At 73.3% G+C, this 12,876-nt stretch carries 15 protein-coding genes; 7 read left to right on the top strand and 8 right to left on the bottom strand.

The window, feature by feature from the left end; genetic code table 11:
* Nucleotides 1-169: 169 nt before the first annotated feature.
* The 5 genes from K304_RS31415 to ctaD all read right to left on the bottom strand — a co-directional run bounded on the left by K304_RS31415 (nucleotide 170) and on the right by ctaD (nucleotide 3,995).
* Entirely contained in the window at nucleotides 170-886 is a 717-nt protein-coding gene (locus K304_RS31415; RefSeq protein ID WP_486591813.1) for an alpha/beta hydrolase, read from the bottom strand.
* The gene (locus K304_RS0125955; protein WP_027766086.1) at nucleotides 879-1,274 is read right to left on the bottom strand and encodes a hypothetical protein; all 396 of its coding nucleotides are present in this window, start codon (nucleotides 1,272-1,274) and stop codon (nucleotides 879-881) included. Before K304_RS0125955 ends, K304_RS31415 begins: the two co-directional genes overlap by 8 nt.
* A gap of 200 nt (nucleotides 1,275-1,474) precedes the next feature.
* Nucleotides 1,475-1,675, bottom strand: a complete 201-nt coding sequence (locus K304_RS0125950; protein ID WP_027766085.1) for a DUF5133 domain-containing protein — start codon at nucleotides 1,673-1,675, stop codon at nucleotides 1,475-1,477.
* A 182-nt stretch (nucleotides 1,676-1,857) separates the two neighbouring features.
* Nucleotides 1,858-2,250 carry an aa3-type cytochrome oxidase subunit IV gene (gene ctaF / locus K304_RS0125945; RefSeq protein WP_027766084.1) on the bottom strand — a complete coding sequence of 131 codons (393 nt, stop codon included), beginning with the start codon at nucleotides 2,248-2,250 and terminating at the stop codon, nucleotides 1,858-1,860.
* A complete protein-coding gene (ctaD, locus tag K304_RS31410; protein WP_078529739.1) occupies nucleotides 2,247-3,995 on the bottom strand; it encodes an aa3-type cytochrome oxidase subunit I in 1,749 nt (582 codons plus the stop codon). Before ctaD ends, ctaF begins: the two co-directional genes overlap by 4 nt.
* Nucleotides 3,996-4,279: 284 nt before the next feature.
* Between ctaD and K304_RS0125935 the strand changes: the two genes are divergently transcribed.
* From K304_RS0125935 to K304_RS0125920, 4 genes are read left to right on the top strand one after another with little or no spacing between them, the layout of a single operon-like run.
* On the top strand, nucleotides 4,280-5,746 hold the full coding sequence (locus K304_RS0125935; protein ID WP_027766083.1) for an aldehyde dehydrogenase family protein: 1,467 nt from the start codon (nucleotides 4,280-4,282) through the stop codon (nucleotides 5,744-5,746).
* A 5-nt stretch (nucleotides 5,747-5,751) separates the two neighbouring features.
* Nucleotides 5,752-7,314 (top strand): GMC oxidoreductase, encoded by a 1,563-nt coding sequence (locus K304_RS0125930; RefSeq protein WP_027766082.1) that lies wholly within the window; start codon nucleotides 5,752-5,754, stop codon nucleotides 7,312-7,314.
* On the top strand, nucleotides 7,311-7,568 hold the full coding sequence (locus K304_RS0125925; protein ID WP_027766081.1) for a hypothetical protein: 258 nt from the start codon (nucleotides 7,311-7,313) through the stop codon (nucleotides 7,566-7,568). Before K304_RS0125930 ends, K304_RS0125925 begins: the two co-directional genes overlap by 4 nt.
* Complete coding sequence (locus K304_RS0125920) at nucleotides 7,565-8,218, top strand: dienelactone hydrolase family protein (RefSeq protein WP_486591808.1); 654 nt, start codon at nucleotides 7,565-7,567, stop codon at nucleotides 8,216-8,218. The genes K304_RS0125925 and K304_RS0125920 overlap by 4 nt, the downstream gene beginning before the upstream one ends.
* Nucleotides 8,219-8,235: 17 nt before the next feature.
* Here K304_RS0125920 and K304_RS0125915 read toward each other — a convergent pair whose 3' ends face one another.
* A complete protein-coding gene (locus tag K304_RS0125915) occupies nucleotides 8,236-9,000 on the bottom strand; it encodes a peptidoglycan recognition protein family protein (RefSeq protein WP_027766079.1) in 765 nt (254 codons plus the stop codon).
* Between the two features lie 119 nt (nucleotides 9,001-9,119).
* On the opposite strand from K304_RS0125915, the gene K304_RS0125910 reads away from it, so the two are divergent.
* Complete coding sequence (locus K304_RS0125910; protein ID WP_051308855.1) at nucleotides 9,120-10,037, top strand: universal stress protein; 918 nt, start codon at nucleotides 9,120-9,122, stop codon at nucleotides 10,035-10,037.
* A 194-nt stretch (nucleotides 10,038-10,231) separates the two neighbouring features.
* Here the strand turns inward: K304_RS0125910 and K304_RS31405 are convergent, their stop codons facing one another.
* Both K304_RS31405 and K304_RS33810 read right to left on the bottom strand, forming a co-directional pair.
* Nucleotides 10,232-10,762, bottom strand: a complete 531-nt coding sequence (locus K304_RS31405; RefSeq protein ID WP_051308854.1) for a hypothetical protein — start codon at nucleotides 10,760-10,762, stop codon at nucleotides 10,232-10,234.
* A 207-nt stretch (nucleotides 10,763-10,969) separates the two neighbouring features.
* Nucleotides 10,970-11,140 (bottom strand): hypothetical protein, encoded by a 171-nt coding sequence (locus K304_RS33810; protein WP_199779686.1) that lies wholly within the window; start codon nucleotides 11,138-11,140, stop codon nucleotides 10,970-10,972.
* Between the two features lie 331 nt (nucleotides 11,141-11,471).
* On the opposite strand from K304_RS33810, the gene K304_RS0125895 reads away from it, so the two are divergent.
* Complete coding sequence (locus K304_RS0125895; protein ID WP_027766077.1) at nucleotides 11,472-12,146, top strand: HNH endonuclease family protein; 675 nt, start codon at nucleotides 11,472-11,474, stop codon at nucleotides 12,144-12,146.
* A gap of 71 nt (nucleotides 12,147-12,217) precedes the next feature.
* Nucleotides 12,218-12,871 (top strand): DUF4232 domain-containing protein, encoded by a 654-nt coding sequence (locus K304_RS0125890; protein WP_051308853.1) that lies wholly within the window; start codon nucleotides 12,218-12,220, stop codon nucleotides 12,869-12,871.
* Nucleotides 12,872-12,876: the final 5 nt, after the last annotated feature.

Here is a 12,876-nt window from a genome sequence, read left to right as displayed (position 1 = left end):
GAAAAGGCGGTCACGCTCGCACAAGAAGCACGCTAAATGTCCTACTTTGTGGCCGCAACTCGTCACTCTCCGCACGCACCCCCCGCCGTCGCGCCCTACGTCAAGGCCGTGTCGGCGTGTCCAACTCCCCGCCCCGGGCGCGTGCTTCACCCGCCCGGGGGAGGGAGCCTCAGCGCAGCAGCGTCCCCGTGCCGCCCGGCGGCGGCACGTCGGTCCGCGCCAGCCCGCAGGCGACCACGTCCGGCAGCGGCCCGTGTCCGAGCAGCCCGCGCACGGATTCGGCCGTTCGGGTGTGCCACAGGCCGGCCCGGCGCAGCATCGCGTGGTCGCCGCCCGCCACCGTCAGGTGGCAGCTCTCCGCGCCCGCGGCCCGTGCGCGCACCGCGAGTTCCCACGAGCCGCGCGGGTCGGTCATCCGGTCGCGGTCCCCGTGCAGCAGCACCAGCCGGCGGCCCCGCAGGTGATCCACCGGCTCGCCCGGCGGGCACCACGGCGCCAGCCCCACGACCCCTGTGACCAGGTCGTCGACGGCCGCCCGCAGCGCGGCGCGGCCGCCCATGGAGTGCCCCACCAGCACCACCGGGACCGGGCCGGCCAGCGCGCGCAGTTCCTCCAGCGCCCGTTCCGCGTCCCGGGCGGCGTCGCCGCGCACGCCGTTCCAGCCGCGGTGCCGGTACCGCACCGCGCCGACCACCACGTCGCGGTCCTCGGTGGCACGGGCGACGGCGCGCAGGTAGGGGCGCATCCGGGCGCCCGGCAGATTCCACGGTGGGGGAGCGTCCAGACCGTCCGCGCGCCCGCCGTGCAGGACGAGGACCGCGGCCTGAGGAGAGGCTGCGGTCCGGTGCAGCAGCAGCGCGTCGGGCCGTGCTGCGGTCTCATCCACGGTCACCGCGCCCGCCCTTCCCCGCAGGCTCGGTGAGCAGCCCGTACGCGGTGAGAGCGCCCCAACCGACGGACACCGCGACCGCCTTCAGCCGCTTGTCGCGCTCCGGCAGCGTCAGACCCAGCAGCAGCGAGTCGCCCCAGTCCGCCGCGATCCGCACGAGCGCGGCCGTGCGCAGCGCGGCTCCCTCGGGCGCGGTCGCGAGCGCGACACCGCTCGCGGCGTCGCGCCAGCCCAGCGGGCGCAACGCCACGCCCGTGTCCGGCGCCGGCCGGCCGTCCTCGTCCACCAGCCCGGACGGACGGGCCAGCAGGTCCGGCCAGGCCGCCACCGCCGCCCCGTACACCGCGGTCGCCGCTCCCACGGTCCGCAACAGTCCGACCCGCATCCGCCACCTCGCCTCTCGCTCCGCTTCCGGTCCCGCAGCCCTTTCGGCCACCCGTACCCCCGCGGATGCAGTTCGTCGCCGGTGCACGCGCGGATTGCGCCCCGCCGGTCCGCGCTCCAGGCCGCACCGGCGCGGCGCCCGGTACGCGACGGTGCCCCGGACGTGGGCGGGCGTCCGGGGCACCGTCACCTGCGGACGGCTCAGGAGGCGGCGGTGATCCGCTCCCGGGCGAGGGCGAGCGCATGCTCCACGGAGCGGGTTCCGGTGGACACACACAGCGTGTACGAGACGTCGTCGAGCTCGCGCTGGTGCTGGGGCCGGGACGACGTGGCGCCCTTGCTCAGCAGCGTCTCGTAGCGCTGGACCAGCTCCCGTAGAAACGCGGGGTGTGCCATCAGCATGGTTCCGCTCCTCGTTGCAGGCGCACTGCCGTGGGTGAAGGGGGCGGGCGGTCGACGGGGACGACGCCCTGACGCCCACGGTGGTGCTCCACCCGTGAGCGTCTCCTCCGCATGATGGGGCAAAAGCGGCACGGCGACCTGTTGATCTCCGTGGCCCGACCCGTCGGGAACGCGGCGCGGTCTCACGCCGTGCGGTCGTGGTACTCGAACACGAACCAGGCGACACCCGGCACCAGAAGACCGGTGCCGATCAGGGCGAGCCACACGCCGTACACCACCCCGGCGGCCAGTACGGCCACCCCGAACGCGGTGGCCACCGGCGCGTAGCTGCGCGCGGGGAAGAAGTCCAGCGGGCCGGCGCCCTCGTGAATCTCGGCCTCCTTGCGGTCCTGGAGCCGCTGCCCCCGCACCAGGTGCTGGCGCCGGCAGAAGAAGCAGACCAGCGAGGCCATGAGGAACGACACCGCCAGCGCGGTCGTCCCGACGGGTTCGAAGGTGCTCCAGAACGCGTAGCCGAGACCGGTGACGGCGAAGAACAGCGCCACCCCGGCGAACAGGAACGTCTCCGCCTTCACTCGTTCGGCCCCTTCCGCTCCTCGACGGTGCCGCCGTCCCGTCCGCCGCCCACCGCTTCCCGGGAGCCGGGGTCCGGCAGCTCGGCGCGCCACCCCACCTCGGGGTGGTGCAGGTCGAAGGCGGGCGACTCGGAGCGGATGCGCGGCAGCGAGCGGAAGTTGTGCCGGGGCGGCGGGCAGCTCGTCGCCCACTCCAGGGAGCGGCCCCAGCCCCAGGGGTCGTCGACGGTCGCCTTCCGGCCCGAGCGCGCGGTCTTCCAGACGTTGCAGAGGAAGGGCAGCGTGGAGATCCCCAGCAGGAACGCGCCGATGGTCGACAGGGTGTTGAGCGTCGTGAAGCCGTCGGCGGCCAGGTAGTCCGCATAGCGCCGCGGCATGCCCTCCGCGCCCAGCCAGTGGTGCACCAGGAAGGTCAGCTGGAACCCGGTGAAGAGCGTCCAGAAGTGGATCTTCCCCAGGCGCTCGTCCAGCAGCCGCCCGGTCAGCTTCGGCCACCAGAACGAGAAGCCCGCGAAGGTCGCGAACACGATCGTCCCGAACAGCACGTAGTGGAGGTGACCGACGACGAAGTAGGTGTCCGTGACGTGGAAGTCGATCGGCGGCGACGCCAGCAGCACGCCGGTCAGCCCGCCGAAGAGGAAGGTGAAGAGGAAGCCGCACGTCCACAGCATCGGCGTCTCGAACGAGAGCGAACCGCGCAGCATCGTCCCGATCCAGTTGAAGAACTTCACCCCGGTCGGCACCGCGATGAGGAACGACAGCAGAGAGAAGAAGGGCAGCAGCACGGCGCCGGTGGCGAACATGTGGTGCGCCCACACCGTCGCGGACAGCCCGGTGATGGCGATCGTCGCCCCGATGAGACTCACATACCCGAACAGCGGTTTGCGGCTGAACACCGGGATGATCTCGCTGATGATCCCGAAGAACGGCAGCGCCACGATGTAGACCTCGGGATGCCCGAAGAACCAGAACAGGTGCTGCCACAGCAGGGCGCCGCCGTTCGCCGAGTCGTACACGTGCGCGCCGAACTCGCGGTCCGCGACCATCGCGAGCAGCGCCGCGCTCAGCACCGGGAACGCCAGCAGCGCCAGGATCGAGGTGAACAGCACGTTCCAGGTGAACAGCGGCATCCGGAACAGCGTCATCCCCGGGCAGCGCAGGCAGATGATCGTGGTGATGAAGTTGACCGATCCCAGGATGGTGCTCAGGCCCGCCACGACCAGACCCATCGCCCACAGGTCGCCCCCCGCCCCCGGGGAGTAGGTCGCGTTGTGCAGCGGCGCGTAGGCGAACCAGCCGAACGGCGCCGCACCGCCGGCCGTCAGGAAGCCGCCGACCACCATCAGGCCGCCGAACAGGAACAGCCAGTAGGTCAGCGCGTTGAGCCGGGGGAACGCCACGTCCGGCGCGCCGATCTGCAACGGCATGATGGCGTTGGCGAAGCCGGCGAACGTCGGTGTCGCGAACAGCAGCATCATGATCGTGCCGTGCACCGTGAACAGCTGGTTGTACTGCTCGTGGCTCACCACCTGCATGCCCGGCCGCGCCAGTTCGGCGCGCATCAGCATCGCCATCAGGCCCGCGGCGAGGAAGAAGCCGAACGACGTGACCAGGTAGAGGTTGCCGATCACCTTGTGGTCGGTGGTGCTGATCCAGTCGAGGAGCCGTCGGCCGCGTCCCGGTCCGTGCTCGGGTCCCGCGGTCCTCGTCCCCGGGCCCGCGACGTCCTCCCGGCTTGTCTCCATGCAGGTCCTCCGCGCCACCGAATCCGGCCGGGACGCCGTACCCCCGCGCGCCGCGCCGACGCCATGCTGGCCGCGCCGTGCCGCCGCCCGGGCGGCGGCACGCCGGGACGACACCCGGGTGGCGGGCACCGCCGCGCCCGAACGGCCGCGCGCCCGTGCGACGCCTCGTCGCCCGCGCCGCCCGGCGGGCGCGACACGCGCGTTCCCCCGGTCGGCCGTGCCGAGTGGTCACGGCACCGCCGCCGCACGAGGGTGGACGGAGGAGACTGGGAAGGGAAGGTCACGTGCCCGAACTGTTCATCGACGGGGAGTGGGTCCGGGCGGTGGCCGGAGGCCGGCGCGACGTCGTCAACCCGTTCGACGCCACCGTGCTGACCACCGTGGACGACGCCGACGAGACGGACGTCGACCACGCGGTACGCGCCGCCCGCCGCGCCTTCGACTCCGGCGCGTGGTCCGGCCTGCCCACCCGGGCCCGGGCCGACGTGCTGTACCGGGTGCACCGGTACCTGCTGCGGGACAAGGAGGAGTTCGCCCGCACCGAGACGCTCGACACCGGCAAGACCCTCGCCGAGTCCCGCATCGACGTCGAGGACGTCGCGAACGCCTTCCGCTACTTCGCCGAGATCGCCGACAAGGACGGCGGCCGGGTGCTGGACGTGGGCAGCGACGTGCTCAGCCGGGTCGTGCACCAGCCCGTGGGGGTCTGCGCGCTGATCGCCCCCTGGAACTACCCGCTGCTCCAGGCCTCCTGGAAGGTCGCCCCGGCCCTCGCCGCGGGCAACACCTTCGTCCTCAAGCCCAGCGAGACCACTCCGCTGAGCACCGTGCGGATGATCCGGCTCATCGTCGAGGCCGGCGTACCGCCCGGCGTCGTCAACCTGGTCCTCGGCCCGGGGGACGTCGTCGGCGCCGCCATGACCGCGCATCCCGAGGTCGACCTGGTGTCGTTCACCGGCGGTCTGGCCACCGGCCGCCGCATCATGGCCTCCGCCGCCGAGGGCGTGAAGACCGTCGCCCTCGAACTCGGCGGCAAGAACCCCAACATCGTCTTCGACGACTGCGACGCCGACGCCGCCCTCGACTACGCCCTGGACGCCGCGTTCCTGCATTCCGGGCAGGTCTGCTCGGCCGGCTCCCGCCTCCTCGTCCAGGAGGGCATCCACGACCGGTTCGTGAAGAAACTCGCCGAACGGGCCGCGCGCATCCGCCTGGGCGACGGCCTGCTCCCGGAGACCGAGAGCGGACCGCTCAGCTCCGCCGAACACCGCGGCAAGGTCGAGGAGTACCTGAAGACCGGGCGTGCAGAGGGCGCCACGCTGGTCACCGGGGGCCGCAGGCCCGAGACGGCCGAGCTGAGCCGCGGCTTCTTCCTGCAGCCGACGGTGTTCGCCAACTGCGACCGCTCCATGCGCATCGTGCAGGAGGAGATCTTCGGCCCGGTCGTCACCGTCGAGCGCTTCGCCGGAGAGGAAGAGGCCGTCGCCCTCGCCAACGACACCCGCTACGGCCTGGCCGGCGGCGTCTGGACGTCCGAGGCGAGCCGCGCCCAGCGGGTCGCGAACGCGCTGCGGCACGGCACGGTCTGGATCAACGACTTCCACCCCTACGTGCCGCAGGCCGAGTGGGGCGGCTTCGGCCGCTCCGGAATCGGCCGCGAACTCGGCGTCGCCGGGCTGCGCGAATACCAGGAGACCAAGCACATCTACCAGAACCTCGCGCCGGCGCCGTCCGGCTGGTTCAAGGGGTGAGCGCGATGGCCGACGAGGCGGCGTCGCGCGAGGCGGTGTACGACTACGTGATCGTCGGTGGCGGCACCGCCGGCTCCGTGCTCGCGGCCCGCCTCACCGAGGACCCCGACGTCTCGGTCTGCGTCGTGGAGGGCGGCCCCAGCGACGTCGGCGACGAACGCATCCTGAAGCTGCGCAACTGGATCAACCTGCTCGGCGGCGACTTCGACTACGGCTACACCACCGAGGAGCAGCCCCGCGGCAACTCGCACATCCTGCACTCCCGCGCCCGTGTACTCGGCGGCTGCTCCTCGCACAACACGCTCATCAGCTTCCTGCCGCTGCCGCAGGACCTGGACGAGTGGGTCGCCCGCGGCTGCACCGGCTGGGGCCCGAAGACCCTGCTGCCCTACCGGGACCGGCTGCGCAACACCATCGTCCCGGTCGCCGAGGCGGACCGTAACCAGGCCGCGAAGGACTTCGTCGCCGCCGCGGCCGCCGCCCTGGGCGTGCCGGTCGTCGACGACTTCAACGCCCGGCCGTTCACCGAGGGTGCCGGGTTCTTCTCCGTCGCCTACGACCCCGCCACCGGCCACCGTTCCTCCGCCTCGGTCGCCTACCTGCACCCCGTCCTCGACCGGCCCAACCTGCACCTGCTGCTGGAGACCTGGGCGTACCGGCTGCTGCCCGACGCCGCCGGACGGCTCACCCGGGTACGGGTGCGGCACGACGACGGCACGGTGCGCGTGCTGCGCGCCGAACGGGAGATGCTGCTGTGCGCCGGCGCGATCGACACGCCGCGGCTGCTGATGCTCTCCGGCGTCGGGCCCGCCCAGGAACTGCGCCGGCACGGCATCGACGTCGTCGCCGACCTGCCCGGCGTCGGGGAGAACCTGCTCGACCACCCCGAGTCGGTGATCCTCTGGGAGACCCGTGGCCCGCTGCCGCCCAACTCGGCCATGGACTCCGACGCCGGTCTCTTCCTGCGCCGCGACCCCGCCGAAGCACGCCCCGACCTGATGTTCCACTTCTACCAGGTGCCGTTCACGGTCAACACCGAGCGCCTGGGCTACCCGAAGCTCCCCCACGGCGTGTGCATGACGCCCAACGTGCCGCGCGCGCGGTCCGTCGGACGCCTGTGGCTGCGCAGCGCCGACCCGGACGACAAACCGGCCCTGGACTTCCGCTACTTCACCGACCCCGGGGGACACGACGCGCGCACCCTCGTCGACGGACTGCGCATCGCCCGGCGCGTCGCCGCCACGGAGCCGCTGAAGTCGTGGCTGGTGCGCGAGGTCGCGCCCGGCTCCGAGCTGGAGACCGACCGCGAACTGTCCGAGTACGGCCGGCGCGCCGCACACACCGTCTACCACCCGGCCGGCACCTGCCGGATGGGCGCACCGGACGACCCCCTCGCCGTACTCGACCCGCTCCTGCGGGTGCGCGGAGTGGAGGGGCTGCGTGTGGTGGACGCGTCGGTGTTCCCCGCCATGCCCACCATCAACCCGATGGTGACGGTCCTGCTGGTCGCCGAACGCGCCGCGGACCTCCTCACCGGGGCGGCCCCGGTGGAAGGGGAACGCCGGTGACCGACGCGGCCGCCCTCGCCTACGGGCTCTTCGCCCTCGTCAACATCTCCTGGCCGCGCACCCCCGAGGCGCCCTGGTACGACGACCACGTCGTGCTCCTCGGCGCGGGCATCGTGGTGGGCGCCGGGCTGCTGTACATGTTCACCACCCACCACTACGGACGCAGCACGGCCCCCGCGGGCGTGGCCGTCCCGAGCGACCCCCGCGGCGACGCGGCCCCTCCGCCCACGCCGTCGCCGGGGGAGCGGCCGTGACCGGCTCCGTCCCCCTGCGGCTCGAGGTGGACCGGGGCGCGGTGCTCGACGGCGACCTCGTCCTCCCGCCGGACTCCCGCGGCGTCGTCGCCTTCGCCCACGGCAGCGGCAGCTCGCGCCACAGCCCCCGCAACCGCGCCGTCGCCCGCGTCCTCCGGGAAGCGGGCCTGGGGACGCTGCTGTTCGACCTGCTCACCGAGGACGAGGAACGCACCGACGCGGTCACCGCGGAGCTGCGCTTCGACGTCCCCTTCCTCGCCGGGCGCCTCGTCACCGCCGTCGACCGGCTGGGGGCGCTTCCGGACACCGCGGGCGCCCCGCTGGGCCTGTTCGGCGCCAGCACGGGCGCCGCCGCTGCGCTCACCGCCGCCGCGGAACGCCCCGACGCGGTCCGCGCCGTCGTCTCCCGCGGCGGCCGCCCGGACCTCGCCGGGCAGGCGCTCGGACGGGTCCGCCCGCCGGTGCTGCTGATCGTGGGCGGCCTCGACACGGAGGTGCTGCGCCTCAACGAGCAGGCCGCGGACGCGCTCTCCGCCCCCTGCACCCTCCGCGTCGTTGCCGGCGCCGGTCACCTCTTCGAGGAACCGGGCACCCTCGCCGAAGCCGCCACCTCCGCCCGGGACTTCTTCCTCACCACCCTGCGCGCCTGACCTCGGGAGGGCCCACCTCAGCCGCGGCGCCGTTCCGCTGCGTGACGCCGCTCCGCCGCGTTGCGGAGCCGCTCCGTCTCGTCGCGGAGCAGCGGCAGCTTCGCCGCCAGCGCGTCGCCGGGGCAGTCCGTCTCGTAGCCCGCGCGGTGTCCGGTGATCACGTCGAACGTGGCGCGGGTGCCCTTCGGGTAGCGGCTGGCGTCGTTGGTCGAGGTGAGCCGGACCCGTCCGTGCGGGTCGGCGCCCGGGTCGAGCTGCCAGGCGGCCACGGCGGCGATCGCGTCGAGCATCGCGCGCGGCACGTGGGTGCCCTCGTCGAAGGTGCCGAGCGCCGCGATGCCGACCGTCTCCTTGTTGAAGCCCTTGGTGTGCGCACCCCGCACGGTGTGCGCGCCGTCCCCGCCGCGGCCCTCGTAGACCGTGCCGCAGCGGTCGACGACGTACTGGTAGCCGACGTCGTCCCAGCCCTCGCTCTCGACGTGGTCGCGCTGGAGGCCGCGGAGCAGGGCCGGGACGTGGTCGCAGTCGTAGTCGTTGACGTGGTCGGTGTGGTGGACGACGACGGCGCGGACCCGGTCGACGTACGCCGGGGGTTCGCGCACCATCTGCTCGTCCGCGCCCCACGCCACCCGTGGGACCACGTAGGGACGTGGCGCCGCCGGCCTGTCCGCGGTCTCCTCCGCCCGGGGCAGGGCGCCGGAGTCCACGGCCGGGGCACCCCACCTCATCAGCACCGCCAGCGGGAGACACACCACGGCGAGCGCGAGCCTGGGCCGCCACATGCCCACCACGGTGCGCCGCGACCAGCGACCTCGCACACATCGACGCACCCGTTCGGGTGACGTCGGTCGGGTCTCCGCCGAGGTGGTACGGGTCGTCCGGCCGGGGTACTCGCCGGGTCGTGACGGACGACGAGCGGACGAACGCGATCGCGGTGGGGCTGGACGGTTCCCCGGCCGCCACGGCCGCCCTGCACTGGGCGGCGGCGGAGGCCGGGCTGCGCCGGGTCCCGCTGCGGCTGGTGCACGCCCGGGAGCCGGATTCCCGGCCGGAGCCGGAGGCGATGCCGCCGGGCCCGACCGGCAGGGAGATCGTGGACGCCGCGCGGGACGACGTACTGCGGCGCCGACCCGAGCTGCACGTGATCACCGACGTGATCGCCGGCGAGCCGGAGGAGGCGCTGCTGACGGTGTCCGCCGAGGCGCGGATGCTGGTGCTCGGCTCCTACGGCACCCGGCGGCTGCCCAGCTTCTTCCTCGGCGGCGTCAGCCTCAGCACGGTCGCCCGTGCCGAACACCCCGTCGTGCTCGTCCGCGCCGAGGAGGACCCGGAGGCGCGGGAGGCCGGCACGGCGCACGAGCCCGAGCAGGAGGAGGTGCACCCGCACGGCCCGCGGGTGGTGGTGGCGCTCGGCCTGGACCACGACTACGCGAACCTGTTGCGGTTCGCCTTCGAGACGGCCGAGGTCGCGGGCCTGCCGCTGCACGTCGTGCACGCGATCAGGCTCCCGTCGCACGTGTACGTGCCCGGCGGCCCGGTGGTGCCGCACATCGCGGTGCAGTACCGCAAGGAGGTGGAGAGCGAGGTGCGGGAGCTGGTGCGGCCGTGGGCGGAACGTCATCCGCGCGTCGAACTCCGTGCCGCACTCCGGCTGGAGGGCACGGCGCAGGCGGTCGTCCACGAGGCGGAGGGGTCGGACCTGCTGGTGGTCGGCCGCTGCCGCAAGCACCGTACGCCGCTGGGCCCGCGCATCGGGCCGGTGGCGCATGCGGCCGTGCACCACGCCGCCTGTCCCGTCGCGGTCGTGCCGCACGACTGAGCCGGCCGGGCCGCGTGAGGACCGCGCGGCGGCGACGTCGGCCGGTGTGGCACCGGCCCCGGCAACGGCATGCAGAAGGCCCGCCCGGTGCGACGGGGGATGCACACCGGGCGGGCCGTGAAACCGATCTTGCCCTATCCGCGGGCCGAACGCCAGAGGGTGGCCTGATCCAGCCCCCAGCAGGGCGGAAAACCTCAGTCCCGCCCGCGCCCGTCGTCCTGTCCGGCGCCGCCCCGCTCCGCATCCGCGCGCCGGGCCACGTCGTCCCGGCGGGACTCGGCGAGCACCTCGTTCATGAAGGCCATCAGCTCGTGGCTCAGGCCCTCCTCGCCGAGACCGCGTCCGGCGATGCCGGTGATGTCGCCTTTGTGTACCGAGCGCAGGAAGCGCAACGACTCGACGACCTGGCCGACGACCTCGCTGCGGGACTTGAAGAACCTCGGGTCCACGTCGAAGAAGGCGGCGATGCCTTCCAGCATGTCCTCGGACGCGGTGTACGGCTCCCCGGTCTCCGGGTTGATCTTGCCGGTACGCAGCTTCCAGAAGGTGGTGTGGCCGATGACGTGCCGGCCGGCCCGTTCGTTGACGGCGCGGACCACCTGTCGGTCGGACGGCACCGCGTCGTCCGAACGCCCGCCGGACGGAAAGGCGTTGTGCAGCAGCCAGGTGATCTTCTCGGCGAGGGACTGCGGTTCACCCTCGCCAGGTATGCCCGCGCCACTCATCCGCAGCCCCCAGTCCGCCGTATGCCTGCATGTACCACCGTATCCAAAGCTTCACGGATCACACACCCGCCGGACGCCGAACCGTGCCTTGCGCATACACTCTGCGTCACTGTTTACTCGGAAAAACAGATCCAGGGGTCTGACACGGGGGTGCAGACCCCTGGATCGAAATCCCACCCCGCCGTGTGACGCGGGAAGCGCCCGCCGTCAGCGGGCCCCGGGGCCGCCCGACAGGGACGTCATCCGGCTGAAGTCCATCACCGCGGACACGTCCCGCTGTGCCTGCTCGGCGACCCGGCGGGCCTCGCCGAGTACGTCGCCGTGCTCCTGGACAAGACTGGCGTAGATCGGCGCATCCGCCCGGTCTGCGGTCGTCATCGTGCAGCGTTCCTTCAGGTCAGGGACATCCGGCCGCCGCCCGGGTTCCCCGAGGTCGGCGCCGCAGAGTCTACGTGTCCACGTCGCCTGTACGGTCCCCGGTCCCGGCCGGGCGCGCGGCTTCCGCCGTTTCGGGGCGGTACGACCGGAGCGCCGCGCCCCAGGGGCCGTCCCGGTACCGGGCGTTCACCCACGGGCCGTGCGCCGACCCTTGCTATGGCATGCGCATGCCGTCACTCTGTTGCGCGAGGCAAGCAGACGGACGGCACGGCCCCGGCCAACCCCGGAGCCGCGCCGGTCCGTTCCCCCCAACTCGCCATCCGGGAGTGCCATGACAAGCACGCGCATACCCCCCGCGCGCCGTGCGTTCAACGCGCGTCGACACCTCGCCACGCTCGCGGCCTTCGTCGGCCTGCTGTCGTTCGCGAACCTCCTCGTCGGCCCGCCGGCCCACGCCTATCCCCCCGCCCCGCCCAGCGCCGCCACCGCCCGCAGCTACCTCGCCGGGCTCACCGAGAGCGGCGAAGGCTCGATGAGCGGCTACGACCGCGACAAGTTCCCCCACTGGTCGAGCCAGGGGAACAGCTGCGACACCCGCGAGACCGTCCTCAAGCGCGACGGTGAAGGCGTCTCGACCGGCAGCGACTGCTACCCGACCAGCGGCCGCTGGTACTCCGTCTACGACAGCGTCTGGTCCGAGGCCCCCAGCGACGTCGACATCGACCACATGGTGCCGCTCGCCGAAGCCTGGCGCTCCGGCGCCAGCGGCTGGTCGACCGCCTCCCGCGAGTCGTTCGCCAACGACCTGTCGACCTCCCAGCTGATCGCCGTCACGGACAACTCCAACCAGTCCAAGAGCGACCGCGACCCCTCCGAGTGGCTGCCGCCCAGCACCGGCTACCACTGCATGTACGCGCGCATGTGGGTGTGGGTGAAGCACGAATGGAACCTCACCGTGGACAGCGCCGAGAAGAGCGCCCTCAGCGGCATCCTCAACGGCTGCTGAACCTGCCGTGAGCCCCGCGGTGCCGGCCGGGACCCCCACCCCGGTCGGCACCGCGGTGCGATGATCCTTCCGTGACCGTCCTCCGCTCCGCACGTCCCCCCGCCGCACCTGCCGTCCTGGCGGCTCTGCTCCTCGCCACGCTGACCGGCTGCGGCCTCGGCGCCGAACTCGAACGCGAGGCGAATCCCGCGCGCACTCCCGCACCGCGCGCCACCTCCACGGCTCCGCCCGGCCCGGGCGACCCTTCCGTCCCCTCCCTCGCGCCGCCCCCGGCGGCTGAGCCCACCGCGTGCCCGCCGTCCGGCCTGCGCGTCACCACGGGTCCCGTCGACGCCGCCATGGGCCTGCGCGCCACCACCCTCACCCTCACCAACTGCGGTGACGCGCCGCACGAGCTGAGCGGCTACCCGTCCCTGACCGTCCTCGACGACGACCGCGATCCCGTCGACGTCGAGGTCCTGCGCGGCACCGACGACATCAGCGCCGCGGTCGGCGGCGCCGAGGATCCCGGCCGGTTCACCCTCGCCCCCGGCGACTCCGCCGAGACCACCCTGGCCTGGCGCAACACCGTCACCGGGTCCACCGTCCCGGCCGTACACGCCCCCTACCTCTCCGTCGCCCCGTCGCCCGGCGAGCCCGCGCAGGTGGTCGCCCTCGACGGCGGTCTGGACCTCGGCGACACGGGCCGGCTCGGCGCCACGGCCTGGCGGCGTACCGAGGGGTAACAAGG

It is taken from the genome of Streptomyces sp. CNS606 (assembly GCF_000426325.1).
This window is presented reverse-complemented; position numbering and strand designations above follow the sequence as displayed.